The 25,812-nt window shown below is 70.0% G+C and carries 19 protein-coding genes; 14 read left to right on the plus strand and 5 right to left on the minus strand.

Annotated elements, in window-relative coordinates:
- Positions 1 to 47 precede the first annotated feature (47 nt).
- Complete coding sequence (locus tag AB0F01_RS08500) at positions 48 to 1,139, plus strand: hypothetical protein (protein ID WP_362091267.1); 1,092 nt, start codon at positions 48 to 50, stop codon at positions 1,137 to 1,139.
- Positions 1,140 to 1,193: 54 nt separating this feature from the next.
- Here the strand turns inward: AB0F01_RS08500 and AB0F01_RS08505 are convergent, their stop codons facing one another.
- The 4 genes from AB0F01_RS08505 to AB0F01_RS08520 all read right to left on the minus strand — a co-directional run bounded on the left by AB0F01_RS08505 (position 1,194) and on the right by AB0F01_RS08520 (position 5,282).
- The gene (locus tag AB0F01_RS08505; protein ID WP_362091270.1) at positions 1,194 to 1,958 is read right to left on the minus strand and encodes a succinate dehydrogenase/fumarate reductase iron-sulfur subunit; all 765 of its coding nucleotides are present in this window, start codon (positions 1,956 to 1,958) and stop codon (positions 1,194 to 1,196) included.
- Positions 1,955 to 3,904: a fumarate reductase/succinate dehydrogenase flavoprotein subunit gene (locus AB0F01_RS08510; RefSeq protein ID WP_362091273.1), complete on the minus strand. Its 1,950-nt coding sequence runs from the start codon at positions 3,902 to 3,904 to the stop codon at positions 1,955 to 1,957. The genes AB0F01_RS08505 and AB0F01_RS08510 overlap by 4 nt, the downstream gene beginning before the upstream one ends.
- A 74-nt stretch (positions 3,905 to 3,978) precedes the next feature.
- Positions 3,979 to 4,815 (minus strand): hypothetical protein, encoded by an 837-nt coding sequence (locus AB0F01_RS08515; protein WP_362091276.1) that lies wholly within the window; start codon positions 4,813 to 4,815, stop codon positions 3,979 to 3,981.
- 173 nt (positions 4,816 to 4,988) lie between these two features.
- Positions 4,989 to 5,282 carry a hypothetical protein gene (locus AB0F01_RS08520; RefSeq protein ID WP_362091279.1) on the minus strand — a complete coding sequence of 98 codons (294 nt, stop codon included), beginning with the start codon at positions 5,280 to 5,282 and terminating at the stop codon, positions 4,989 to 4,991.
- Between the two features lie 289 nt (positions 5,283 to 5,571).
- Here AB0F01_RS08520 and AB0F01_RS08525 point away from each other — a divergent pair, with 289 nt between their 5' ends.
- The 12 genes from AB0F01_RS08525 to AB0F01_RS08580 all read left to right on the plus strand — a co-directional run bounded on the left by AB0F01_RS08525 (position 5,572) and on the right by AB0F01_RS08580 (position 22,921).
- Entirely contained in the window at positions 5,572 to 7,878 is a 2,307-nt protein-coding gene (locus tag AB0F01_RS08525) for an ABC transporter family substrate-binding protein (protein ID WP_362091281.1), read from the plus strand.
- A 500-nt stretch (positions 7,879 to 8,378) separates the two neighbouring features.
- On the plus strand, positions 8,379 to 10,295 hold the full coding sequence (typA, locus tag AB0F01_RS08530) for a translational GTPase TypA (RefSeq protein ID WP_362091283.1): 1,917 nt from the start codon (positions 8,379 to 8,381) through the stop codon (positions 10,293 to 10,295).
- Positions 10,296 to 11,242: 947 nt separating this feature from the next.
- Positions 11,243 to 12,862 carry an ABC transporter substrate-binding protein gene (locus AB0F01_RS08535; protein ID WP_362091286.1) on the plus strand — a complete coding sequence of 540 codons (1,620 nt, stop codon included), beginning with the start codon at positions 11,243 to 11,245 and terminating at the stop codon, positions 12,860 to 12,862.
- A gap of 132 nt (positions 12,863 to 12,994) precedes the next feature.
- Positions 12,995 to 13,924 carry an ABC transporter permease gene (locus AB0F01_RS08540; protein ID WP_362091288.1) on the plus strand — a complete coding sequence of 310 codons (930 nt, stop codon included), beginning with the start codon at positions 12,995 to 12,997 and terminating at the stop codon, positions 13,922 to 13,924.
- Positions 13,917 to 14,882 carry an ABC transporter permease gene (locus AB0F01_RS08545; RefSeq protein ID WP_362091291.1) on the plus strand — a complete coding sequence of 322 codons (966 nt, stop codon included), beginning with the start codon at positions 13,917 to 13,919 and terminating at the stop codon, positions 14,880 to 14,882. Before AB0F01_RS08540 ends, AB0F01_RS08545 begins: the two co-directional genes overlap by 8 nt.
- Before the next feature lie 11 nt (positions 14,883 to 14,893).
- Positions 14,894 to 15,952: an ABC transporter ATP-binding protein gene (locus AB0F01_RS08550; protein ID WP_362091294.1), complete on the plus strand. Its 1,059-nt coding sequence runs from the start codon at positions 14,894 to 14,896 to the stop codon at positions 15,950 to 15,952.
- Entirely contained in the window at positions 15,945 to 17,093 is a 1,149-nt protein-coding gene (locus tag AB0F01_RS08555; protein WP_362091297.1) for a dipeptide ABC transporter ATP-binding protein, read from the plus strand. Before AB0F01_RS08550 ends, AB0F01_RS08555 begins: the two co-directional genes overlap by 8 nt.
- A gap of 242 nt (positions 17,094 to 17,335) precedes the next feature.
- On the plus strand, positions 17,336 to 18,973 hold the full coding sequence (locus tag AB0F01_RS08560) for an ABC transporter substrate-binding protein (RefSeq protein WP_362091300.1): 1,638 nt from the start codon (positions 17,336 to 17,338) through the stop codon (positions 18,971 to 18,973).
- 7 nt (positions 18,974 to 18,980) lie between these two features.
- Positions 18,981 to 19,904 (plus strand): ABC transporter permease, encoded by a 924-nt coding sequence (locus tag AB0F01_RS08565; protein ID WP_362091303.1) that lies wholly within the window; start codon positions 18,981 to 18,983, stop codon positions 19,902 to 19,904.
- Positions 19,897 to 20,886 carry an ABC transporter permease gene (locus AB0F01_RS08570; protein ID WP_362091306.1) on the plus strand — a complete coding sequence of 330 codons (990 nt, stop codon included), beginning with the start codon at positions 19,897 to 19,899 and terminating at the stop codon, positions 20,884 to 20,886. The genes AB0F01_RS08565 and AB0F01_RS08570 overlap by 8 nt, the downstream gene beginning before the upstream one ends.
- A 9-nt stretch (positions 20,887 to 20,895) precedes the next feature.
- A complete protein-coding gene (locus AB0F01_RS08575) occupies positions 20,896 to 21,879 on the plus strand; it encodes an ABC transporter ATP-binding protein (RefSeq protein WP_362091309.1) in 984 nt (327 codons plus the stop codon).
- Complete coding sequence (locus AB0F01_RS08580) at positions 21,872 to 22,921, plus strand: dipeptide ABC transporter ATP-binding protein (RefSeq protein WP_362091312.1); 1,050 nt, start codon at positions 21,872 to 21,874, stop codon at positions 22,919 to 22,921. Before AB0F01_RS08575 ends, AB0F01_RS08580 begins: the two co-directional genes overlap by 8 nt.
- A 322-nt stretch (positions 22,922 to 23,243) precedes the next feature.
- Here the strand turns inward: AB0F01_RS08580 and AB0F01_RS08585 are convergent, their stop codons facing one another.
- Positions 23,244 to 25,406 (minus strand): prolyl oligopeptidase family serine peptidase, encoded by a 2,163-nt coding sequence (locus AB0F01_RS08585; protein WP_362091314.1) that lies wholly within the window; start codon positions 25,404 to 25,406, stop codon positions 23,244 to 23,246.
- A gap of 200 nt (positions 25,407 to 25,606) precedes the next feature.
- On the opposite strand from AB0F01_RS08585, the gene AB0F01_RS08590 reads away from it, so the two are divergent.
- Positions 25,607 to 25,801 (plus strand): hypothetical protein, encoded by a 195-nt coding sequence (locus tag AB0F01_RS08590; protein WP_164333022.1) that lies wholly within the window; start codon positions 25,607 to 25,609, stop codon positions 25,799 to 25,801.
- The last annotated feature ends 11 nt before the right edge of the window (positions 25,802 to 25,812 follow it).

Below are 25,812 nucleotides of genomic sequence, written 5' to 3' on the forward strand. Positions count from 1 at the left end.
GCGGGTCCGACCCGGGGCCCGCACCGGCTCCGTCCGACCCCGAACCCGTGGCCACCGCCGCTCCCCCCTCGACGCCCACTCCCACGCCCACTCCCGCCGCCGCACGCCGTCGACGCCGTCTGCGCCTGGCCCGGCGCGCCGTTCTCGGCGTGCTGCTGGTGCTGTTCGTCCCGTTGCTCGCCGCGCAGGCGGCCCTGCGGATCAACTACGCCGGGGACCCCGCCGACGGCACGTACACCCGTGACCGGGACGCCATGTGGCTCGGGCACGCCTGGGTCGACGGGCGCAAGAAGGACGCCGACGTCACCGCCCTCGCCCAACGCCTCGAAGGCACCGGGATCCGCGATCTGTACGTCCACTCCGGCCCGCTGGAGCACGACGGCACCCTGCCCGAGTCGGCGTACCCACGGGCCCGTTGGCTGATCGACGCCGTGCACCGCGAGCTGCCCGGCGTCCGGGTCCAGGCCTTCCTCGGGGACGTCCTCGCCAACGGAGGTCCCGACGGCCTCCACCTGGACCGCGCCGCCACCCGCGCCGAGATCGTCCGCAGCGCCGGTCAGGTCTTGGACGCCGGCTACGAGGGCGTCCACCTCGACCTGGAGCCGTTGCACTCCGACGACCGGGACTACCTCTCCCTCCTGGACGACCTGCGCGACGTAACCCGCGCCCAGGAGGCCCAACTCTCCGTGGCCGCCCACCAGATCGACCCGCTCCCGGAACTCCACTCGGTCGTCGGTCTCTGGGCCGACCACCCCAAGTGGTGGTCCCAGAAGTTCTTCGGCCAGGTCGCCCGGCGCGTCGACCAGATCGCCGTGATGTCGTACGACACCGCGCAGCCGCTGGAGGGTACCTACGGCGGGTACGTGGCCCTGCAGACCTCCCTCGCCCTGGAGGTCACCCCGCCCACCACCCACCTGCTGATGGGCCTGCCCTTCTACTACGAGAGCAACTTCAGCCACTGGGGCCACGCCGAGACCGTCGCCGCCGCCGTCCGGGGCGCCCGCCTCGGCCTCTCCCGGACGGACCCCGACCGCGAACTCTTCGGTCTCGCCCCCTACATCGACTTCGCGGCGACGGAGACGAACTGGCAGGAGTACCGGGAGGGCTGGCTGGAACCCGGGGCCGGCCGGAGACCGTAGCACTCCGGCCGCCGAGCGAACCCGCAGCCCGGACAGCAGAGTGCTGCCGGAGGGCTAACGCCTCCTGATCTTCGACCCCAGCCACACCAGCGGGTCGTACGTGCGGTCCGCCGCCCGTTCCTTCATCGGGATGAGCGCGTTGTCCGTGATCCTGATGCCCTCGGGGCAGACTTCCGTGCAGCACTTGGTGATGTTGCAGTAACCCAGGCCGTGGTCGTCCTGGGCCGTGCGCTTGCGGTCCAGGCCGGCCTCCTCGGCCGCGTCCAGCGGGTGCATGTCCAGCTCGGCGATCCGCATCAGGAAGCGGGGGCCGGCGAACGCCTGCTTGTTCTCCTCGTGGTCGCGGACCACGTGGCAGACGTCCTGGCACAGGAAACACTCGATGCACTTGCGGAACTCCTGCGGGCGGTCCACGTCCTCCTGCATCATCCGGTACTCGCCGGGGCCCAGCCCGTCCGGAGGCACGAACGCAGGGACCTGCCGGGCCTTGGCGTAGTTGAAGCCGACGTCCGTCACCAGGTCCCGGATCACCGGGAACGCCCGCAGCGGTGTCACGGTGACGGTCTCGTCCCGGCCGAAGACCGACATGCGGGTCATGCACAGCAGCCGGGGGCGGCCGTTGATCTCCGCCGAGCACGAACCGCACTTGCCGGCCTTGCAGTTCCAGCGCACGGCGAGGTCGGGGGCCTGGGTGGCCTGGAGGCGGTGGATGATGTCGAGGACGACCTCGCCGTCGTTCACCTCGACCGAGAAGTCCTCCAGGGCGCCGCCGTCGACGTCCCCGCGCCACACCTTGAAGCGGGCCTCGTAGCTGCTCACTCGTACAGCTCCTCTTCGGCGAGGTACTTGACCAGCTCCTCCTTCTCGAAGAGGGCGAGCAGGTCCGGGCGGATGGGGTCGGTGGTCTCCCGGGAGAGGGTGATCTGGCCGCGCACCGGGTCGGTCGCCGCGAGGCCACCCGTCGGGTCGGTCAGCCGGCACAGCAGGTTGACGTTGCGCCAGGCGCGCTCCATCGAGGCGTGGTCCTCCCGGGTGTGGCCGCCGCGCGACTCGGTGCGTTCCCGCGCGGCGCGTGCCACGCACTCGCTGACCAGCAGCATGTTCCTGAGGTCCAGCGCGAGGTGCCAGCCCGGGTTGAACTGCCGGTGCCCCTCGACCCCGGCCCGGCGGGCGCGCACCCGCAGCTCGGCCAGCTTCTCCAGGGCCTGGCGCATCTCGTGGTCCCGTCGGATGATGCCGACCAGGTCGTTCATGGTCTGCTGCAGTTCCTGGTGCAGGGTGTAGGGGTTCTCCGGAGGGCCGTCGTCCCCTTCCCCGTCCTCCGACTCGGCGGAGAACGGCCGCAGCGCCTCCGCGGCGGCCGCGTCGATCTGCGCGTCGTCCACCGAGGGGCGCGGACCGCCCCCGCCGCCGTCCCCGGCCGCGTACGCGGCGGCGTGCAGGCCCGCCCGGCGGCCGAACACCAGCAGGTCGGACAGGGAGTTGCCGCCCAGCCGGTTCGACCCGTGCATGCCGCCGGCCACCTCCCCGGCCGCGAACAGCCCCGGCACCCCGCGCGCCGCCGCCGAGTCGGAGTCGACGGCGATGCCGCCCATCACGTAGTGGCAGGTCGGGCCGACCTCCATCGGCTCCGCCGTGATGTCGACGTCCGCCAGCTCCTTGAACTGGTGGTACATCGACGGCAGCCGCCGCTTGATGACCTCGGCCGGCATCCGGGTGGAGACGTCCAGGAACACCCCGCCGTGCGGGGAGCCCCGGCCGGCCTTGACCTCGGCGTTGATGGCGCGGGCCACCTCGTCGCGGGGGAGCAGTTCGGGCGGGCGCCGGTTGTGGTCCGGGTCGTCGTACCAGCGGTCGCCCTCCTCCTCGGACTCGGCGTACTTGTCCTTGAAGACGTCCGGCACGTAGTCGAACATGAACCGCTCGCCCTCGGAGTTGCGCAGCACCCCGCCGTCGCCGCGCACCGACTCGGTGACGAGGATGCCCTTCACCGACGGCGGCCAGACCATGCCCGTCGGGTGGAACTGCACGAACTCCATGTTCAGCAGCGGCGCCCCGGCCAGCAGGGCGAGGGCGTGGCCGTCGCCGGTGTACTCCCAGGAGTTCGACGTGACCTTGAAGGACTTGCCGATGCCGCCGGTGGCGATCACCACGGCGGGGGCCTGGAGCACGAAGAAGCGGCCGGTCTCCCGCTCATAGGCGAACACCCCCGCAACCCGGTCGCCGTCCTTCAGCACCCGGGTGACGGTGCACTCCTGGAAGACCTTCAGCCGGGACTCGTGGTCCCCGGTCTCCCGGTGGTCCTCCTGCTGGAGGGCCACGATCTTCTGCTGGAGGGTGCGGATCAGCTCCAGGCCGGTGCGGTCGCCGACGTGGGCGAGGCGCGGGTACTCGTGGCCGCCGAAGTTGCGCTGCGAGATCCGCCCGTCCCCGGTGCGGTCGAACAGGGCGCCCCAGGTCTCCAGCTCCCACACCCGTTGCGGCGCCTCCTGGGCGTGCAGCTCGGCCATCCGCCACTGGTTGAGGAACTTCCCGCCGCGCATCGTGTCGCGGAAGTGCACCTGCCAGGTGTCGCCGGAGTTGACGTTGCCCATGGCCGCCGCGATGCCGCCCTCGGCCATCACGGTGTGCGCCTTGCCGAACAACGACTTGCAGATCACGGCCGTGCGGGCGCCCCGCTCGCGCGCCTCGATGGCGGCGCGCAGTCCGGCGCCGCCCGCCCCGACCACGACGACGTCCCACTCCTGCCGGTCGACCACGGTCATCCCACAACGCCCCAGTCATCGAGAGCCATCAGAAACCCCGCACCCCCGCGCCCCGCGCCACGCTCCCGGCCACGTCAGAAGAACCGCGGATCGTCGAAGGCGCCGGTCGCGAGGAGGTACACGTACAGGTCGGCGACCGCCACGCTCAGCAGGGACGCCCACGCCAGCTGCATGTGCCGTGCGTTGAGCCGCCCCACCCACTGCCACATCCGGTAGCGCACCGGGTGCCGGGAGAAGTGCTTCAGCTTCCCGCCGACGATGTGCCGGCAGGAGTGGCAGGAGATCGTGTAGAGCCAGATCAGCGCGATGTTGACCAGGAGGACCAGCGTGCCCAGGCCCATGTGACCCCAGGCGTAGTTCTCGTCCCGGAAGGCCAGCACCGTGTCGTAGGTCAGGACGAGGGCGACCAGCAGCGCCGCGTAGAAGAAGTAGCGGTGCAGGTTCTGGAGGATCAGCGGGAAGCGGGTCTCGCCGGTGTACGTGCGGTGCGGTTCGGCCACCGCGCAGGCCGGCGGGGACGCCCAGAACCCCCGGTAGTACGCCTTGCGGTAGTAGTAGCAGGTCAGGCGGAAGCCCAGCGGGAAGATCAGGATGATGATCGCCGGGGAGAGGCCCCACCAGGAGCCGAACAGCTCCCAGTTCGGTCCGCCGCGCATCGGCACGCAGTTCTCCGCCAGGCACGGCGAGTAGAACGGCGAGACGTACGGCGCCGCGTAGTAGTCGGTGTTCGCGAGGGCCCGCCACGTCGAGTAGACGACGAACGCCAGCAGGCCGGCCGCGGTGGCCGCCGGGGCCAGCCACCAGCGGTCGGTCCGCAGGTGCGGCGCGGCGATCGCGGCGCGCGTACCCGTTCGTACGCCGCCGCGGTGGGGAGGGGGTTCGGTCGCGGGAGGTTCCGTACCAGTGGCCACGTGTCCGCTCCGGGAGGGGTCAGGAAGTCGCGGCGGTTGGGGACAGGACTGCGGGGGTCGGGGTCGGGTTCGGGACGGCGGTGGCCGGGCCGGCGGGTGCCGGTCCCGGGGTCGGCCAGCGGTGCGGTGCGGGGCGGGGAGCCGGCGGGCCGGGCGGCCCGCCGGGTCCGCGGTCAGGGCGCGCGCCGGTCGCGTGCGCCCAGTCCCTCGTCGTCGGTGTCGACCCACAGGGACGGGTCGTAGGGGGTGTCGGAGATGGTGACGAGGTCGGGTCGCTTCGCCGTCACGGCCGGACCGGTCGCCGACTCGCGCAGCAGCGCCAGGCTCTCGCGCAGGTGGTTGGTGTCGGCCCGGACGCGGCGCATCTCCAGACCGCCGCTGCCCAGCTGCTTCTCCAGGCGTCCCACGGACCTCAGCAGGTCGTCGAGGCAGCGCTGGACGGATGTCAGTTCATCGTGCACGGACATGACTTGCCCTCACTTCCGCGGGTCCTTCAGGCCCAAGGCGGCAACGTTCATGCGCCTGAGAGTGTTGCGCGTCACACCTTGTGCTGTGAAGGGATGTGCATCGATTGGCCGAGGCGTACGGGTGCACCGGCCGGTGCGTTGCGCCGCACGGGTGGGCTTCCCCGCCGTGGTCGCCGTGTCGCCCTCGGTTGCCGAACCCTTTCCTCTTCAGTGGCGGCATACATCAGATGAGCACCAAATACCGCCAAAAGTGATCGTAACGCCCGCGGCCTTCCGGAGGTACCCAGAGATGTCCCACGACGGCGTCCGCCCGCGCGCGGTACTGCGCTCGGTCACCTTCCTCACCGCCGGCGCACTCGCGGTGACCGCCCTGGCGGGGTGCAGTTCCGACGATCCCGCGGGCAAGCCGCTCGCCGGCGCGGACATCGCCCCCGCGGCCCGCTCCGAGATCACCGACGGCGGCACCCTGCGCTGGGCCGTGGACACCGTCCCCGACACCCTGAACACCTTCCAGTCCGACGCCGACGCCACCACCGCCCGGGTCGCCCAGGCCGTCCTGCCGTCGATGTTCCGCATGGACGCCCAGGGCCGTCCGGAGCGCAACCCCGACTACCTGGAGTCCGCCGAGGTCGTCGAGACCGAGCCCAAGCAGGTCGTGCTGTACAAGCTCAACCAGCAGGCCGTGTGGAGCGACGGCCGCGAGATCGGCGCCGCCGACTTCGCCGCCCAGTGGCGCGCCCTGTCCGGCAAGGACACCGCCTACTGGACCGCGCGGAACGCGGGCTACGACCGCATCGAGAAGATCGAGCGCGGCAAGGGGAACCTGGAGGTCAAGGTCACCTTCAGCCGCGCCTACGCGGACTGGCGGTCACTGTTCACACCCCTGTACCCCAAGGAGGTCATGGGCTCGCCCGACTCCTTCAACGACGGGGCGCGCAAGAAGCTCAAGGTCACCGCCGGTCCCTTCAAGGTCAAGAAGGTCGACGGCAAGAAGGACGAGGTCACCCTGACCCGCAACGCGCGGTGGTGGGGCGACCCGGCCCGGCTCGAGGAGATCGTGCTGCGCGCCGTCCCCCGCGACGAACGGGTGGCCGCGCTCGCCGACGGAAAGATCGACCTGGCGGAGATCGACGCGTCCGCCGCCCGGCGCATCACCGTCAGCGCGCGGTCGAAGGACGGTGCCACCCCTCTGATGGGCCCGGGCCGCGACGCCGCCTCCTCGGCCGAGGCCCTGCACTCCTGGGCCGAGGCGAACGGCTCGGACGAGGACGCCTCGGACGAGGAGGTCACCGCCCGCGAGAAGGCCGTCGCCCGGGCGAAGGAGGAGAAGGCCCTCACCGGCTTCGAGGTGCGCAAGTCACTCGAACCCGCCTACACCCAGCTCGCCCTCAACGGCGCCGAGGGCCCCCTCGCCGACGAGCGGGTCCGCCGGGCGGTGGCCCGCGCCCTGGACCGCAGGGCCCTGGCCGAGGCGGTGCTGAAGCCGCTCGGCCTGCCCGCCGAACCCGTCGGCAGCCACCTCGCCCTGGCCGGCCAGGCCGCCTACGCCGACAACAGCGGCGCCCTCGGCGACCAGGACGCCAAGGAGGCGCGGGCCCTCCTCGCGGACGCCGGCTGGGTGCCGGGCGGCCCGGTGAAGGAGGAGAAGGGGGAGAAGGGGGACAAGGAGAAGGCGGCCGGAGCGGAGGGGAAGAAGGCCGACGGGTCCGGGAAGGACTCCGGGGACGACGGGGACGACGACGGCACGTACATCGTCGGCGAGGACGGCGAGGACGGCGACGAGAAGAAGGAGAAGAAGGAGAAGCAGGGGGAGGGCGAGAAGGACGAGGGGAAGAAGGACGACAAGAAGGACGACGGCGACGACAAGAAGGACGACGGCAAGGCGCCCGCGGAGTCGGAGGGCGGGTCCGGTGAGGACCACCTGGCTCAGGACGGGCCCCAGCTGAAGCAGGGCGCCGCCCCCGGTGCCTACGCGCCCAAGGGCACGGCCGCCCCGGCCAAGGCCGAGACCGCGCCGCTCGCCAAGAACGGCAAGGCGCTCACCCTGCGCTTCGTGCTCCCCTCCGGGCCCGGGTCGGACGTCCTGCGCACCGTGTCCGACCGGATCGGCACCATGCTCGCCCGCGTCGGCATCCGCACGGACGTCACCAAGGTCGACGACGAGAGCTTCTTCCGGGACCACATCGCGTCCGGCCAGTACGACCTCGCCCTCTACTCCTGGCCCGCCACCGCCTACCCCGCCACCGACGCGCGTCCCGTCTACGCCAAGCCCGTCCCGGCCGCGGACGGTTCGCTCAACGTCGAGCAGAACTACACCCGGGTCGGCACCGACCAGGTGGACCAGCTCTTCGACCAGGCGGTCACCACCCTGGACGACGGCGACCGCAGCGCCCTGCTCCGCAAGGCCGACTCCCGCATCTGGGCGGCGGCCGGGTCCATCCCCCTCTACCAGCGCCCGCAGCTCACGGCCGCCCGCAAGGACCTCGTCAACGCCGGCGCCTTCGGATTCCGCACCCCGGTGTACGAGGACATGGGCTTCCTGAAGAAGTCCGCCGGGGGCCCGGCCGGCGAGCGCGCCACCGCCGGCACGGAGTGACGGACCGGAGGGCTCGAGGCACGGCGCCGCCGGCACCTCGGGACGGGAGCCGAAGCGCCGCGCCCCCGGCCGGCGCCCACTCCCTCCCGGCACCGGCTCCCCGCCCTCCGGCCCCGGCCCCGAACCGCGGGTGACAGGCCCCGGAAGCCCGGGTGACGCACGTCCCGCTCCGGCCCCTCGCACGCCCCGTCGGGAAACTGTGCGGCAGGTCACGCCGGGCCGTGGCGCCATGGCGTCGTCGCCGCCCTCGCCGGGGGTCCGCAGTGGCCCGCAGGGGCGGTGGAGCTGCGGGCTTTCCGCTCGCGGGCCCCGCCCGACCCGGCACCGCCGAGGCTCTGATCAGGGGGAGCGGAGGTCCCGGGCGGGACGTTCTGCGCAGGCGGGCCGATGTCGGGCCCGTAACATGGGGAGAGGCCGTGGCGTGTTCAGCCCGGCAGGGTCCGCGCACCACAGCCGTCTGCGCCGGGCCATTCCTCACCATTCCGGGAGTACGCCAACCCATGGCTTTGTCCATCCAGCGTCACGACATCCGCAACGTCGCCATCGTCGCCCACGTCGACCACGGCAAGACCACCATCGTCGACGGCATGCTCAAGCAGGCCGGCGCCTTCGCCGCCCACCAGCTCGACCAGGTCGACGAGCGCATGATGGACTCCGGCGACCTGGAACGTGAGAAGGGCATCACGATCCTCGCCAAGAACACGGCGGTGAAGTACCACCCCAAGGACGGCGGGGACCCGATCACGATCAACATCATCGACACCCCCGGCCACGCCGACTTCGGCGGCGAGGTCGAGCGCGCGCTGTCGATGGTCGACGGTGTCGTGCTGCTCGTGGACTCCTCCGAGGGCCCGCTGCCGCAGACCCGCTTTGTGCTGCGCAAGGCGCTCCAGGCGCGGCTGCCGATCATCCTGTGCATCAACAAGACGGACCGTCCGGACAGCAGGATCGACGAGGTCGTCAACGAGGCCTACGACCTCTTCCTCGACCTGGACGCCGACGAGGAGCAGATCGAGTTCCCGATCGTCTACGCCTGCGGCCGGGACGGCATCGCCTCGCTGACCAAGCCGCAGGACGGCACGGTGCCCACGGACTCCGACTCCCTGGAGCCGTTCTTCTCCACGATCCTCCAGCACATCCCCGCGCCCACCTACGAGGAGGGCGCCCCGCTGCAGGCGCACGTCACCAACCTCGACGCGGACAACTTCCTCGGCCGCATCGCGCTGCTCCGCGTGCACCAGGGCGAGCTGAAGAAGGGCCAGACCGTGGCCTGGATGAAGCGCGACGGCTCCGTGCAGAACGTGCGGATCTCCGAGCTGATGATGACCGAGGCGCTCACCCGCAAGCCCGCCGAGAAGGCCGGCCCCGGTGACATCTGCGCGGTGGCCGGCATCCCGGACATCATGATCGGTGAGACGCTGGCCGACCCGGAGAACCCGGTCCCGCTGCCGCTCATCACGGTGGACGAGCCCGCGATCTCGATGACCATCGGCACCAACACCTCCCCGCTGGTGGGCCGTGGCGGCAGCGGCAAGGGCGCCGACAACAAGGCGGCCGTGAAGGACCGCAAGGTCACCGCCCGTCAGGTCAAGGACCGGCTGGACCGCGAGCTGATCGGCAACGTGTCGCTGCGCGTGCTGGACACCGACCGGCCCGACGCCTGGGAGGTGCAGGGCCGCGGCGAGCTGGCGCTGGCCATCCTGGTCGAGCAGATGCGCCGCGAGGGCTACGAGCTGACCGTCGGCAAGCCGCAGGTCGTCACCAAGGAGGTCGACGGCGCGGTGCACGAGCCCGTCGAGCGGATGACGATCGACGTGCCCGAGGAGCACATGGGCGCGGTCACCCAGGTGATGGGTGTGCGCAAGGGCCGCATGGACAACATGTCGAACCACGGCTCCGGCTGGGTGCGCATGGAGTTCGTGGTGCCCTCCCGCGGCCTGATCGGCTTCCGCACGGAGTTCCTGACGCAGACCCGCGGCACCGGCATCGCCCACTCCATCCACGAGGGCCACGAGCCCTGGTTCGGCACGCTCCAGACCCGCAACAACGGCTCCCTGGTCGCCGACCGGGCCGGTGCGGTCACCGCGTTCGCGATGACCAACCTCCAGGAGCGGGGCGTGCTGTTCGTCGAGCCCGGCACCGAGGTGTACGAGGGCATGATCGTCGGTGAGAACTCCCGCTCCGACGACATGGACGTCAACATCACCAAGGAGAAGAAGCTCACCAACATGCGCTCCTCCACCGCGGACGTGGCCGAGTCCATCGTGCCGCCGCGGAAGCTGTCGCTGGAGCAGTCCCTGGAGTTCTGCCGCGACGACGAGTGCGTCGAGGTGACGCCGGAGTCCATCCGCATCCGCAAGGTGAACCTGGACGCCCGCGAGCGCGCCCGCGCCGCGAGCCGCGCCAAGCACGGCTGATCCGCCTTCAGAGGCCCTGCGGGGCCTTCTCCGGCCGTCCCGGTGCTCGGGGCGGCCGGAGTGCCGTGGCCTCGGCCCGCCGGGGGTGTGCCCGGCGGAATCCCGGCCACGGCCCGGTGGAGGCGTGCCGGGCGGCCCCCCGGCACCGGCGACACGGCATCTCCCCTCTCCCGGAGGCCGTGGCGGCGGCGGACGTGCGCGCGGTGTGCCGCTGTGCGGCGCTGTGCGGGGGGCGTGCCCGTGGACGGCCGCTGCGCGGTCGCCGTCCGGTCCGTCCGGTGCCTTGCGGTCGCGGTCCGGTAGGGCCGGCGTCACCTCCGCGCGGCGGGCGTTGTGACGTGCGCCTCAGCGGTCGGCGGGGGCGGTGCCGAGCCCGCCGGGGTACGGCGATCGGCGAGGTGGGGGAGGGGTAGGGGGAAAACCCTCGATCTGCCCCCGAAACCGGTCCCGAGCGGCCCTTTCGCACTACCCTGCTGCCGGATGGCGCGCCCTGCCGTCGGTACGTCCCGGATCCGTGGCCTCCACGGTCAACGGCCGTACGGGGCAAGCGCGCTGAGCGCACGGCAGCCCGCACGGGCACCCTGCAGCGCGGTCACGTTACCCGCAATCGATTTTTTCCTCCCAGGCGTCCGCATAGCGGACGCCTGGCTCCGATAGATGTGTAACAAGTCCGTTTCGCAGGGATCTTTCACCAAACCCTTTGTCCGGATTTTGGAAGATGTAGGACCGAGCTGTGATCGAACCGAGACCTCGTGGGTGTGGTTCGGTCCTGGCGCATGGCAGATAGTTGGGCGCGTAGAGCTCGGATGAACGGGTCACGCGCTGACGGCGCCGACTCACGAGCGCGGGGGCACCTGACTATCTCCGGCACCGGCGACGGGCGGTGGACGGTGGAGTGTCGTGTGCTCCCCTTTGCGGTGAACCAATGGACTCATGAGGAGGAACCCATGCGCGGTGCCAAGAGCGCCAAGTGGGTCGCGGGTGCGATAGCCGTCGCTCTGGCCGCTACTGCCTGTGGTGGTGGCAGTGGGAGTGACGACGAGGGGCAGAAGAAGCGTTCCGGCCCCGAGGGTTACGTCTCGATCGACGTCGGTGAGCCGCAGAAGCCGCTGATCCCGGCCGACACCAACGAGACCAACGGCTCGTACGTGATCCAGTCCCTGTTCACGCAGCTGCTGGACTTCGACAGCAAGGGCGAGATCGTCTACACGAACGCCGAGTCTGTCGAGACCGAGGACTCGAAGACCTGGACGGTCAAGCTCAAGCAGGGCTGGAAGTTCCACAACGGCGAGGACGTGACGGCCAAGTCGTACGTCGACGCCTGGAACTGGTACGCCAACATCAAGAACAACCAGCAGAACTCCTTCTGGTTCTCGGACATCAAGGGCTACGACGACGTCCACCCGGAGAAGGGTGACCCGAAGGCCGACGCCATGTCCGGTCTGAAGGTCGTGGACGACACCACCTTCACGATCGAGCTGAAGGAGCGCGTCCCCTACTTCAACTACAAGCTGGGCTACTCCACCTTCGCCCCGCTGCCCAAGGTGTTCTTCGACGACCCGAAGGCCTTCGGCCAGAAGCCGGTCGGCAACGGTCCCTACGTCTTCGAGAAGTGGGACCACAAGAAGCTCATCCAGGTCAAGGCCAACAAGGACTACAAGGGTCCGAACAAGGCCAAGAACGAGGGCATCCAGTTCAAGAACTACTCGACCCTCGAGGCCGCCTACCGGGACGTCGTCTCCGGCAACCTGGACATGATCCGTCAGGTCGGCCCGACGGACCTGCCGAAGTACAAGCAGGACCTCGGTGACGGCGCCATCGAGCAGCCGTACGCGGCCATCCAGACGCTGGTCCCCGCGTTCTACACCAAGACGTTCAAGGACATCGACCCCAAGGTCCTCCAGGGCCTGTCGATGGCGATCGACCGTGACACGATCACCAAGACCGTCCTGAACAACACCCGTACGCCGGCGATCAGCTTCACGCCGCCGCAGGTCAAGGGCCACCAGGACCTGGGTACGGACGTGTTCACGTACAACCCGGAGAAGGCCAAGAAGCTCATCAAGGAGGGCGGCGGCGTTCCGGGGAACAAGTTCTCCATCCAGTACAACAGCGACGGCGGCCACAAGGAGTGGGTGACCGCGGTCTGCGAGTCCATCCGCAAGGCCACCGGCGTGGACTGCGTCGGCGACGCGAAGCCGGACTTCCCCACGGACCTCGAGGCCCGTGACAACAACCAGGTGAAGGGCATGTACCGCGGTGGCTGGGTCGCCGACTACCCGGTCAACGTGAACTTCATCAAGGAGCTGTACCACACCAACGCCGAGTCCAACAACGGTCGCTTCTCCGACAAGGAGATCGACGGTCTGATGGCCAAGGGTGACAACGCGGAGTCCCTGGAAGAGGCCGTGAAGGCCTACCAGGAGGTCGAGAAGAAGCTTCTCGAGAAGATGCCCGCGATCCCGCTCTGGTACTACCGGATCAACGGCGGCCACGGCAAGGGAGTCGAGAACGTCAACGTCGACTTCCACGGCGACCTCGAACTGACCGAGGTCACCGTCAAGTAAGGAGGCCGTGGGCCTCACCTCACTCGGCCGTTGCCCGCCGCCGCCGATCCGGCGGCGGCGGGGGCCGGACCGGGGGTCGTTCCTTCACGGACGACCCCTTTCGGCCGTAGCACACCCCTCACGGAGGCACGCATGGGGCGTTATGTCGTACGACGACTGCTCCAGATGATCCCGGTTTTCATCGGGTCAACCCTGTTGATCTTCGCCATGATGTACGCCCTGCCCGGCGACCCCGTCAGAGCGCTCATGGGAGATCAGGCGTACGACCCCGCGGTCGTCGCCAGCATCAAGAAGGACCTCGGGCTCGACCAGCCCCTCTGGCAGCAGTACGCGAACTACCTGGGCGGCCTGGTCCAGGGCGACTTCGGCACGGAGATCGCGAGCCAGCGGCCCATCGCCGACATCATCGCCGACGCGTTCCCGGTCACCATCAGGCTCACGCTGTTCGCGTTCACCTTCACGGTCCTCGTCGGCATCGGCCTCGGTGTCATCGCGGGTCTGCGCCCGGACACCCTCCAGGACCGCGGCCTGCTGACGCTGACGCTGATCCTCATCTCCATGCCGTCCTTCGTGCTGGGCTTCCTGATGCAGTACCTGTTCGCCTTCCAGTGGGGAATCGTCGAACCCAACGTCAACGATTCCGAGAACCTGGGCGAACTCCTCCTGCCCGCGATCGTGCTGGGATCACTGTCACTGGCCTATGTGGCCCGTCTGACACGGACCTCGATGGCGGAGAACCTGCGCGCCGACTACATGCGCACGGCGGTCGCCAAGGGCCTGCCGAAGCGCCGCATCGTCGGCGTCCACCTGATGCGCAACTCGCTCATCCCCGTGGTCACCTTCCTCGGCACCGACATCGGCAACCTGATGACCGGCGCCATCGTCACCGAGGGCATCTTCAACGTGAAGGGTGTCGGCAACGCCATCTACGAGGCGCTGATGCGCCGTGAGGGCGCGACCGTCGTCGGCATCGCCTCGCTGATCGTCCTGGTGTACCTGGCCACCAGCCTGCTCGTCGACCTGCTGTACGCGGTCCTGGACCCGAGGATCCGGTATGCCTGAGAAGACCGCCGAAACCGCGAAGACCCCCGAGGTGCCGGCCACCGCCGCCGCCCCCGTGCCGGCCGCCACCCTGGAGACCGGCCCGGCGCCCGCGAAGGCCCGCAGCCTGTGGTCCGACGCCTGGCACGACCTGCGGCGCCAGCCCATGTTCCTGGTGTCCTCCCTGCTCATCCTGGTGCTCCTGGTGATGGCGATCTGGCCGGGACTGTTCACCAGTGCCTCGCCGCGCGACGCCGACCTCGCCGCCCACTACCTGCAGCCGCCGAACTGGAGCCACTTCTTCGCCGAGGACTGGCTGGGCTACGACGGCCAGGGCCGTTCGATCTACGCACGGATCATCTACGGTGCCCGCGCCTCGATCACGGTCGGTGTCGGCGTCACCATCCTGGTGACCCTGCTCGGCACGCTCATCGGCATGACCGCCGGCTACTTCGGCGGCTGGCTGGACAGCGTGCTGTCCCGCGTCACCGACGTGTTCTTCGGCATCCCGTTCCTGCTGGGCGCCCTGGTCGTCCTCACGTCCTTCGAGAACCGCACCGTCTGGGTGGTGATCATGGCGCTGGCCTTCCTGGGCTGGACCCAGATCGCCCGTGTCGCCCGTGGCGCGGTGCTCACCGTGAAGCAGGCCGACTACGTGGTCGCCGCCAAGGCGCTCGGTGCCTCCACCACGCGCATCATGCTCCGGCACATCCTGCCGAACGCGATCGCGCCGATCATCGTCGTCGCGACCATCGCCCTGGGCGGCTACATCGCGGCCGAGGCCACGCTGTCCTTCCTCGGCGTCGGGCTCGCGGAGCCCACCGTGTCGTGGGGCGTCGACGTGTCCACCGGCCGCGAGCAGCTGCGCAACGCGCCGTTCACGCTGATCATCCCCTCGGTGATGGTCTCGATCACGGTGCTCTCGTTCCTCATGTTCGGCGATGCGGTACGCAACGCCCTCGATCCCAAGCTGCGCTGAGGGAGGCGTACGTGACCATCATCGAAGAAACGGCCGGAACCCCCGCGCCGGACGGGACCGGGGCGGCGGAACGTCCGCTGCTGGAGGTCCGCGACCTGCACGTGGAGTTCCACACCCGGGACGGCGTCGCCAAGGCCGTCAACGGGGTCAACTACTCCGTGAACGCGGGCGAGACGCTCGCCGTGCTCGGCGAGTCGGGCTCCGGCAAGTCCGTGACCGCGCAGGCGGTCATGGGCATCCTCGACATGCCGCCCGGGCGCATCCCCCAGGGCGAGATCTTCTTCCACGGCCAGGACATGCTGAAGATGTCCGAGGACGAGCGGCGGAAGATCCGCGGCCGGAAGATCGCCATGATCTTCCAGGACGCGCTGTCCTCGCTCAACCCCGTGCTCTCGGTGGGCTACCAGCTCGGCGAGATGTTCCGGGTGCACCAGGGCCTGTCCAAGAAGGACGCCAAGCGCCGGGCCATCGAGATGATGGACCGGGTGAAGATCCCGGCCGCCGCGGCGCGGGTGGGCGACTACCCGCACCAGTTCTCCGGCGGTATGCGCCAGCGCATCATGATCGCCATGGCGCTGGCCCTGGAGCCCGACCTGATCATCGCCGACGAGCCGACGACCGCGCTCGACGTGACGGTCCAGGCCCAGGTGATGGACCTGCTGGCGGAACTCCAGCGCGAGTACCACATGGGTCTGATCCTCATCACCCACGACCTCGGCGTGGTCGCCGACGTCGCGGACAAGATCGCGGTGATGTACGCGGGCCGCATCGTGGAGCAGGCCCCGGTGCACGAGCTGTACAAGAGGCCGGCGCACCCCTACACCAAGGGGCTGCTGGACTCGATCCCGCGCCTGGACCAGAAGGGCCAGGAGCTGTACGCGATCAAGGGGCTGCCGCCGAACCTGACGCGCATCCCGAGCGGCTGCGCGTTCAACCCGCGCTGCCCGATGGCGCAGGACGTCTGCACCACGGACGTCCCGCCGCTGCACCCGGTGACCGAGCGGGACGGGACCGAACTGGTCGGCCGTGCCTCGGCGTGCCACTTCTGGAAGGAGACGATCCATGGCTGACCTCAGCAAGAAGGACGGGCCGGTCGACGCCACGCCGAACGTCTCCGAGGTGGATGTCGTCAAGACGGCGAGCGAGGCCGAGGAGGTGGCCGCACTCGACGCCCCGGTGGAGCGCGGTGAGCCGATCCTCCAGGTCCGCAACCTGGTGAAGCACTTCCCGCTCACCCAGGGCATCCTGTTCAAGAAGCAGGTCGGCGCGGTGAAGGCCGTGGACGGCATCTCCTTCGACCTGTACCAGGGCGAGACCCTGGGCATCGTGGGCGAGTCCGGCTGCGGCAAGTCCACGGTGGCCAAGCTGCTGATGAACCTGGAGCGGGCGTCCGCGGGCGAGATCTTCTACAAGGGCCAGGACATCACCAAGCTGTCCGGGCGTGCGCTGAAGGCGGTCCGCCGCAACATCCAGATGGTGTTCCAGGACCCGTACACCTCGCTGAACCCCCGGATGACGGTGGGCGACATCATCGGCGAGACGTTCGAGATCCACCCGGAGGTGGCTCCGAAGGGCGACCGCCGCCGCAAGGTGCAGGACCTGCTGGACGTGGTGGGCCTGAACCCGGAGTACATCAACCGCTACCCGCACCAGTTCTCCGGCGGTCAGCGCCAGCGCATCGGCATCGCCCGCGGCCTGGCCCTGAACCCCGAGATCATCATCTGCGACGAGCCGGTCTCGGCGCTGGACGTGTCGGTGCAGGCACAGGTCATCAACCTGATGGAGGCGCTGCAGGACGAGTTCAACCTGTCCTACCTCTTCATCGCGCACGACCTGTCGATCGTCCGGCACATCTCCGACCGGGTCGGCGTGATGTACCTCGGCAAGATGGCCGAGATCGGTACCGACACGCAGATCTACGACCACCCGACACACCCCTACACCCAGGCGCTGCTGTCGGCGGTCCCGGTGCCCGACCCGGAGGCCCGCGAGGGCCGGGAGCGGATCATCCTCACCGGTGACGTGCCGTCGCCGGCCAACCCGCCCTCGGGCTGCCGCTTCCGCACCCGGTGCTGGAAGGCCCAGGACAAGTGTGCCGAGGAGGTGCCGCTGCTGGCGATCCCCGAGCGCTTCAAGGGCTCGGACTCCCCGGCGGCCCACGAGTCGGCCTGCCACTTCGCCGAGGAGAAGGACGTGGTCCACGCGGCCTGACGTCCCGTGGACGTGGTCCACGCGGCCTGACGTCCCGTCGGCCGGCGTCGCCCGGAACCCGGCACCCCGTCATGGGGTGGCCGGGTTCCGGCGTGTTCGAGACCGTTCGGTCGCTCCCGATACGTACATACGGCTGGAGTCGTCCCCGGACAGGCGCTGCACAAGTGCGTCGCGCACCCTTTGCCCCGATATTGGCCGGTAAAGGATCAGCGCACGACTGCGCACGTACGAGGAGGCACTCCATGCGCGGAGCCACGCACGCCAAATGGGTCGTTTGCGCGGCGGTGGTCGCCCTCGCGGCGACGGCCTGCGGAGGCGGGGACGGCAACGGCGGGGGGAGCGGCGACGCCGGCGCGGTGCTGAGTGCCTCGTGGGGCGACCCGCAGAACCCGCTGGAGCCCGCCAACACCAACGAGGTGCAGGGCGGCAAGGTGCTCGACATGATCTTCCGCGGTCTGAAGCGCTACCACCCGGAGACCGGCGAGGCGCAGAACATGCTGGCCGAGAGCATCGAGACCTCGGACTCGCAGAACTTCACGGTCAAGATCAAGGACGGCTGGACCTTCAGCAACGGCGAGAAGATCACCGCCCAGTCGTTCGTGGACGCCTGGAACTACGGCGCCAGCCTGAAGAACAACCAGCGCAACGCCTACTTCTTCGGCTACATCGAGGGCTACGACGAGGTCCACCCCGAGGACGGCAGCGAGCAGAGCGCCGACACCATGTCGGGGCTGAAGGTCGTCGACGACCGCACCTTCACCGTCAAGCTCAGCCAGAAGTTCTCCACCTTCCCCGACACCCTCGGCTACAACGCCTTCGCCCCGCTGCCCAGGGCGTTCTTCGACGACCACGCCGCCTGGGTCGCCAAGCCGGTCGGCAACGGCCCGTACATGGTCGACTCGTACACCAAGGGCTCGCAGATGTCCCTGCGCAAGTGGGACGACTACCCCGGTGACGACAAGGCGCAGAACGGCGGGGTGGACCTCAAGGTCTACACCGACAACAACACCGCCTACACCGACCTCATCGCCGGCAACCTCGACCTCGTCGACGACGTGCCCGCGGCCCAGCTGAAGAACGTCCAGAACGACCTGGGCGACCGCTACCTCAACACCCCGGCCGGCATCATCCAGACCCTCGCCTTCCCCTTCTACGACCAGGCGTGGGACAAGCCCGGCATGGAGAAGGTGCGCAAGGGCCTTTCCATGGCCATCGACCGCGACCAGATCACCGACACGATCTTCCAGAAGACCCGCACCCCGGCCTCCGACTGGACCTCCCCGGTTCTCGGCGAGGACGGCGGCTTCCAGGACGGACTATGCGGGGACGGCTGCGAGTACAAGCCGGACGAGGCGAAGAAGCTGATCCAGGAGGGCGGCGGGCTGCCCGGCGGCCGGGTCACCATCACCTACAACGCCGACACCGGCTCGCACCGCGAGTGGGTGGACGCGGTGTGCAACTCCATCAACAACGCGCTGGACAACGACCGCGCCTGCACCGGCAACCCGGTCGGCACCTTCGCCGACTTCCGCAACCAGATCACCCAGCAGAAGATGAACGGCCCGTTCCGCGCCGGCTGGCAGATGGACTACCCGCTGATCCAGAACTTCCTCCAGCCGCTCTACTACACCAACGCCTCCTCCAACGACGGCAAGTGGTCCAACGAGGACTTCGACAACCTCGTCGACCAGGCCAACCAGGAGACCGACACCGCCAAGGCCGTCGACCTGTTCAAGCAGGCCGAGGAGGTCGTCCGGGACAACATGGCCGCCATCCCGCTCTGGTACCAGAACGGCAGCGCCGGCTGGTCCGAGCGGCTGTCCGACGTCAAGCTCAACCCCTTCAGCGTCCCGGTGTACGACCAGATCAAGGTGAGCTGAGCCCGGCATGGGACGGTACGTCGTCCGGCGGCTGCTCCAGATGATCCCGGTGTTCATCGGGGCCACGCTGCTGATCTTCCTCATGGTCAACGTCATGGGCGACCCCATCGCCGGACTGTGCGGCGAACGCCGGTGCGACCCGGCGACGGCGGCCCAGCTGCGCAAGGAGTTCGGCCTCGACAAGCCGGTCTGGCAGCAATATGTGACCTATATGGGGAACGTCTTCACCGGCGACTTCGGTACGGCGTTCAACGGCCAGGAGGTCACCGAGCTGATGGGGACCGCCTTCCCGGTCACCATCCGGCTCACCCTGGTCGCGATCTTCTTCGAGATCGTCATCGGCATCACCCTCGGCGTGGTCACCGGACTGCGCCGGGGGCGCCCCGTCGACACCGGCGTCCTGCTGCTCACCCTCGTCGTCATCTCCGTCCCCACCTTCGTCACCGGTCTGCTGCTGCAACTGCTGCTCGGGGTGAAGTGGGGGTGGATCCGGCCGTCGGTCTCCTCCGAGGCACCGCTGGACGAACTGCTGCTGCCCGGCCTGGTGCTGGCCTCGGTGTCCCTCGCCTACGTCACCCGGCTCACCCGCACCTCCATCGCGGAGAACCGGCGCTCCGACTACGTGCGCACCGCCATCGCCAAAGGGCTGCCCCGGCAGCGCGTGATCACCCGGCACCTGCTGCGCAACTCGCTCATCCCGGTGGTCACCTTCATCGGCGCCGACGTCGGCTTCCTGATGGGCGGGGCGATCGTCACCGAGCGGATCTTCAACATCCACGGCGTCGGCTACCAGCTCTACCAGGGCATCCTGCGGCAGAACACCCAGACCGTCGTCGGCTTCGTCACCGTGCTCGTGCTGGTCTTCCTGGTCTGCAATCTCGTCGTCGACCTCCTCTACGCCGTACTCGACCCGAGGATCCGTTATGCCTGACCGCCACCACCATCACGAACCGGAGGACAACGCCGTCACCGACACGGGAATGGGCGGCACCATGGACCTGGGCATGGACGAGGCGGAGACCCTGGAGAAGACCCCGGGCGGCCCGGAGGGCACCGGCCCGCAGGCGAAGCCGCGCTCGCTGTGGTCCGACGCCTGGCGGGACCTGCGGCGCAACCCCGTGTTCATCGTCTCCGCGCTGGTCATCCTGTTTCTGGTCGTCATCTCCCTGTGGCCGTCCCTGATCACCTCCGGCAGCCCGCTGGCGTGCGACCTGGCCCGGGCCCAGGAGGGTTCCCAGGCCGGGCACCCCTTCGGCTTCGACGGCCAGGGCTGCGACGTCTACACCCGGACCGTGTACGGCGCCCGCACCTCCGTCGCCGTCGGCGTGCTCGCCACGCTGGGGGTGGCGATCCTGGGCAGCGTGCTGGGCGCGCTGGCCGGCTTCTTCGGCGGGGTGGGGGACTCGGTGCTGTCCCGCATCACCGACGTCTTCTTCGCCATCCCCGTCGTCCTCGGCGGGCTGGTGCTGCTGTCCGTGATCACCAGCAACACCGTCTGGCCGGTCATCGGCTTCATCGTGCTGCTGGGCTGGCCGCAGCTGTCCCGCATCGCCCGCGGCTCCGTCATCACCGCCAAGCAGAACGACTACGTGCAGGCCGCCCGCGCCCTCGGCGCCTCCAACTCCCGGCTGATCTTCCGGCACATCGCGCCCAACGCGATCGCGCCGGTCATCGTCGTCGCCACCATCGCGCTCGGCACGTACATCGCCCTGGAGGCCACCCTGTCCTACCTCGGCGTCGGGCTGAAGCCGCCCAGCGTCTCCTGGGGCATCGACATCTCGGCCGCCTCCCCCTACATCCGCAACGCCCCGCACGCCCTGCTGTGGCCCTCCGGGGCCCTGGCGATCACCGTCCTGGCGTTCATCATGCTCGGCGACGCGGTGCGCGACGCCCTCGACCCGAAGCTGAGGTGAACCGCCGTCATGCTGCTCGAAGTGCGTGACCTGCACGTGGAGTTCCACACCCGGGACGGGGTCGCGAAGGCCGTCAACGGCGTCAGCTACGGCGTGGACGAGGGCGAGACGCTGGCCGTGCTCGGCGAGTCCGGCTCCGGCAAGTCGGTCACCGCGCAGGCGATCATGGGCATCCTCGACATGCCGCCGGGACGGATCACCGGCGGCCAGGTGCTGTTCCAGGGCCGGGACCTGCTGACACTCAAGGAGGACGAGCGCCGCAAGGTGCGCGGCGCCGAGATGGCGATGGTCTTCCAGGACGCGCTGTCCTCCCTGAACCCGGTGCTCTCGGTCGGCGACCAGCTCGGCGAGATGTTCACCGTGCACCGGGGCATGTCCCGCAAGGACGCCCGCACCAAGGCCGTCGAGCTGATGGAACGGGTGGGCATCCCGGCCGCCCGGGAGCGGGTCCGGCAGTACCCGCACCAGTTCTCCGGCGGGATGCGCCAGCGCATCATGATCGCCATGGCGCTGGCCCTGGAGCCGGCGCTGATCATCGCCGACGAGCCGACCACCGCGCTCGACGTGACGGTCCAGGCCCAGGTGATGGAGCTGCTCGCGGAACTCCAGCGGGAGTACCGGATGGGCCTGATCCTCATCACCCACGACCTCGGCGTGGTCGCCGACGTGGCCGACCGCATCGCGGTGATGTACGCGGGCCGGATCGTCGAGACGGCCCCCGTGCACGACATCTACAAGGCGCCCGCCCACCCCTACACCCGCGGTCTGCTGGACTCCATCCCGCGCCTGGACCAGAAGGGGCAGGAGCTGTACGCCATCAAGGGCCTGCCGCCCAACCTCATGCACATCCCGCCCGGCTGCCCCTTCCACCCCCGCTGCCCGATGGCGCAGGACGTCTGCCGCACCGACGTGCCCCCGCTGTACGACGTCACCGACGCCGACTCCGACCGGGGGAGCGCCTGCCACTTCTGGAGGGAGTGCCTCCATGGCTGAGCCGATTCTGGAGGTCAGCGGCCTGGTCAAGCACTATCCGCTGACCCGGGGCGTGCTGTTCAAGAAGCAGGTCGGCGCCGTGAAGGCGGTCGACGGCGTGGACTTCGCGCTGGGCCGGGGCGAGACGCTGGGCATCGTGGGGGAGTCCGGCAGCGGCAAGTCGACGGTGGCCAAGATGCTGGTCAACCTGGAGCGTCCGACCGCCGGGTCGATCCGCTACAAGGGCGAGGACATCACCCGGCTGTCGGGCCGGGCGCTGAAGGCGGTCCGCCGCAACATCCAGATGGTGTTCCAGGACCCGTACACCTCGCTCAACCCCCGTATGACAGTGGGTGACATCATCGGCGAGCCCTTCGAGATCCACCCGGAGGTGGCGCCCAAGGGCAACCGGCGCAAGAAGGTGCAGGACCTGCTGGACGTCGTCGGCCTGAACCCGGAGTACATCAACCGCTACCCGCACCAGTTCTCCGGCGGTCAGCGCCAGCGCATCGGCATCGCCCGCGGCCTGGCCCTGAACCCCGAGATCATCGTCGCGGACGAACCCGTCTCCGCGCTGGACGTGTCGGTGCAGGCGCAGGTCATCAACCTGATGGACCGGCTCCAGACGGAGTTCGACCTGGCATACATCTTCATCGCGCACGACCTGTCGATCGTCCGGCACATCTCCGACCGGGTCGGCGTGATGTACCTCGGGCGGATCGTCGAGACCGGCACCGACAGCGCGATCTACGACCACCCCACGCACCCCTACACCCAGGCCCTGCTGTCCGCCGTGCCGGTGCCCGACCCGGAGGCCCGGGAGCACCGGGAGCGGATCATCCTCACGGGTGACGTGCCGTCACCGACCAACATCCCGTCGGGGTGCCGGTTCCGCACCCGGTGCTGGAAGGCACGGGAGCGCTGCGCGGTGGAGGTACCGCTGCTGACGGTGCCCGAGGTGTTCCTCGGGGCGAGCGGCCCGGTCGCCCATCCCTCCGCCTGTCACTTCGCGGAGGAGAAGCGGGTGGTGGCGCCGGAGGAGCGTCCGGACGACCGGCGGTAGCGACCGGCGTCCGGCCCGGGGGACTTAGCTGCCTCCGGGCCGGCCGGGGCCGTAACGGGCGCGCAACGCGCAGGACCACACGGCGACATACGGGCGGACGACACTGGGCGGCGTACGGCCGTGCGGGTGCCGTAGACGGGCCGGGACGCCGCCATGTCGTCCCGGCCCGTCGCCGTGCCCGCGCCGCTCCTGCCACGGGACGCCGTGCCGGGCGGCGCGGGCCACGGGCCGGTCCGGCGGTGGGCCGGTGGGCCGGTGGACCGGTGCGCCGGTCCGGGGGTGGGCCCGTCAGCCGGTCCGTCGGTCCGGGGGCGGGGCCCCGTCAGCCGGGCTGCCGGTCCATGCCGAGGGACCGCTTGAGGAAGTCGACCTGCAGCAGCAGCAGGTTCTCCGCCACCTGCTCCTGCGGGGTCATGTGCGTGACGCCGGACAGCGGCAGCACCTCGTGCGGGCGTCCGGCCGCCAGCAGGGCGGAGGACAGCCGCAGGGCGTGGGCGACGACCACGTTGTCGTCGGCCAGGCCGTGCACGATCATCAGCGGGCGGTGCGGGTCCGCCGGGGACGACAGGCCGTCGTCGGTGACCAGCGAGCTGTGCGCGTACACCTCCGGGTGCCCGGCCGGGTCGCCCAGGTAGCGCTCCGTGTAGTGCGTGTCGTACAGCCGCCAGTCGGTCACCGGGGCGCCGGCGATGCCCGCGTGGAAGACGTCGGGCCGGCGCAGGACGGCCAGCGCCGCCAGGTAGCCGCCGTAGGACCAGCCTCGGATCGCCACCCGGGAGAGGTCGAGCGGGTGGGAGTCCGCGAGGGCGTGCAGCGCCTCGATCTGGTCGTCGAGGGTGAGGGTGAAGTCGTGGTGGACGGCCTTCTCCCAGGCGGGGGAGCGGCCCGGGGTGCCCCGCCCGTCGGCCACGACCACCGCGAAGCCCTGGTCGGCGAACCACTGGGAGGTGAGGTGGGGGTTGTGCGCGGCCAGCACGCGGGCCCCGTGCGGGCCGCCGTAGGGGTCCATGAGCACCGGCAGAGGGGTGTCACCGGCGTAGTCCCGAGGCATAAGCACGGCGCACGGAATTCGGCGTGCGCCCCCATGGGTGAGGGTCACCCGGGGGGACAAACCGGGGTCTTCGGCGTACGACGGGACAGTCGCCGTCGGTTTCCCGTCACGCAGGACCCGCACCCGCGCACCCGGCCGGTCGAGGGTCGCCGAGACCAGCACGGTGACCTCGCCGGCGCGCACCGCCGTGTGCACGCCGGGCTCCTGCGAGACGCGCTCCACGCCCAGTTCGTTGACCCGGTACACATGGACCTCGCCGAGGTCCGGCTCGTCCGCCTCGGCGCCCGCCGACGCCGAGACCAGCACGTCGTCGGCGGACACGTCCAGCACCGCGCGTACGTGCAACTGCGGGCCGGTCAGGGGCCGTTCGCCGACCACCAGCCGCCGTGCGCCGCCCTCGTCGGCGATCCGCACCAGCTGCCCGGACGGGCTCCAGCACGGGACGCCGGGGAAAAGATCAAGCCAAACCGGATCTTCGTCGGCGTGCACCATCCGGGTCGCCCCGGAGTCCGGGTCCACGGCCAGGATCAGCTGCGCGCGCTGGTCCCGGGCCTGGACCAGCAGCAGCGGGGCACCCGCCGCTGACCAGTGCACATGCGCCAGATACGGGTAGCGCGCCCGGTCCCAGGAGACCTCGGTGCGCACCCCGTTCAGGTCGAGGACGAACAGGCGTACCTCGGCGTTGGCCGTGCCGGCGGCGGGGTACGCGACCCGGTGCGGCTCCCGTTCCGGGCGGGCCGGGTCGGCGATCCACCACCGGTCCACCGGGGTGTCGTCGGCCCGCGTTACGAGCAGCCGGTCCGAGTCCGGCGACCACCAGAACCCCCGCGAACGCCCCATCTCCTCGGCCGCGATGAACTCCGCGAGGCCGTAGGTGACGTTCTCCCCCTCGGGGGGCGCGAGGGCCCGGTCGTCCGCCCCCTCCGCGCCGACGACCCGCAGGGCTCCGCCGGAGACGTAGGCGACGTGGCGGCCGTCGGGGGAGGGGCGGGGGTCGATCACCGGTCCGGGGACCGGTAGTTCGCGGGTCGTCCCGGCTCGCAGTTCGGCCGTGAACAACCGCCCTGACAAGGCGAAAGAGGCCAACTCCACGGCCGCGTCGGTCGCGTAGCCGACGATGCCGGCCCCACCCTCACGACTGCGTTCGCGCCGGGCCCGCTCCTGCGCCGACAGATGCTCCGACGCGCCCCCGAGGAGGGCGCGCGGGTCGGCCGCCACGCGCTCCCCGGGCTTCCCGGAGCCGGTGGAAGACCCCTCGCCGGGGGTACCGGTGTCCAGCACCCACAAGCCGGTCGCCCGGTCCGTTCCGGAGGCGGAGCGCAGGAACACGACCCGGGAGCCGTCGGGCGCCACGGTGAAGGAACGCGGGGCGCCGAGCGAGAAGCGCTGGGTACGGGCGTGCCGTCGGGGGAAGGAGTCAGCCTCGGTCGTCATGCCCTGACCATATTGGCCATGCGCCCCCTTGTGCGGCCGTGCGCCGACCGATGCGCACGTACGGATAGTTATGATCGTTAGCGCATAGTGGGTATGAACCTGCTGGCACCTCTGTGGATGTATCCGCTCCCGTTCAACTGCCCCCATGCTCCTGCCGTATTCCTACCCCCGCGTCCTGGGATCTTTGGAGGTGAGCCGCCGTGGCACTCTCGATTTCGGCGGTGGTGCTGCTGGCGATCATCGTCTTCCTGCTGATCAAGAAGTCGGGCCTGAAGGCCGGCCATGCGGTGGTCTGCATGCTGCTGGGCTTCTACCTCGCGTCGTCGACCGTGGCGCCCACGATCAGCGAGCTGACGAACAACATCGCGGGCATGATCGGCAGCATCAAATTCTGACCGGCGCTGCC

Source organism: Streptomyces sp. NPDC029526 (genome assembly GCF_040637405.1).
Lineage (GTDB): Bacteria > Actinomycetota > Actinomycetes > Streptomycetales > Streptomycetaceae > Streptomyces.

Coding starts and splice junctions, on each gene's coding strand:
- AB0F01_RS08510 (WP_362091273.1), bottom strand. CDS start 3,904: ATGACCGTGGTCGACCGGCAGGAGTGGGACGTCGTCGTGGTCGGGGCG.
- AB0F01_RS08520 (WP_362091279.1), bottom strand. CDS start 5,282: ATGTCCGTGCACGATGAACTGACATCCGTCCAGCGCTGCCTCGACGAC.
- AB0F01_RS08525 (WP_362091281.1), top strand. CDS start 5,572: ATGTCCCACGACGGCGTCCGCCCGCGCGCGGTACTGCGCTCGGTCACC.
- typA (WP_362091283.1), top strand. CDS start 8,379: ATGGCTTTGTCCATCCAGCGTCACGACATCCGCAACGTCGCCATCGTC.
- AB0F01_RS08535 (WP_362091286.1), top strand. CDS start 11,243: ATGCGCGGTGCCAAGAGCGCCAAGTGGGTCGCGGGTGCGATAGCCGTC.
- AB0F01_RS08540 (WP_362091288.1), top strand. CDS start 12,995: ATGGGGCGTTATGTCGTACGACGACTGCTCCAGATGATCCCGGTTTTC.
- AB0F01_RS08545 (WP_362091291.1), top strand. CDS start 13,917: ATGCCTGAGAAGACCGCCGAAACCGCGAAGACCCCCGAGGTGCCGGCC.
- AB0F01_RS08555 (WP_362091297.1), top strand. CDS start 15,945: ATGGCTGACCTCAGCAAGAAGGACGGGCCGGTCGACGCCACGCCGAAC.
- AB0F01_RS08560 (WP_362091300.1), top strand. CDS start 17,336: ATGCGCGGAGCCACGCACGCCAAATGGGTCGTTTGCGCGGCGGTGGTC.
- AB0F01_RS08565 (WP_362091303.1), top strand. CDS start 18,981: ATGGGACGGTACGTCGTCCGGCGGCTGCTCCAGATGATCCCGGTGTTC.
- AB0F01_RS08570 (WP_362091306.1), top strand. CDS start 19,897: ATGCCTGACCGCCACCACCATCACGAACCGGAGGACAACGCCGTCACC.
- AB0F01_RS08575 (WP_362091309.1), top strand. CDS start 20,896: ATGCTGCTCGAAGTGCGTGACCTGCACGTGGAGTTCCACACCCGGGAC.
- AB0F01_RS08580 (WP_362091312.1), top strand. CDS start 21,872: ATGGCTGAGCCGATTCTGGAGGTCAGCGGCCTGGTCAAGCACTATCCG.
- AB0F01_RS08585 (WP_362091314.1), bottom strand. CDS start 25,406: ATGACGACCGAGGCTGACTCCTTCCCCCGACGGCACGCCCGTACCCAG.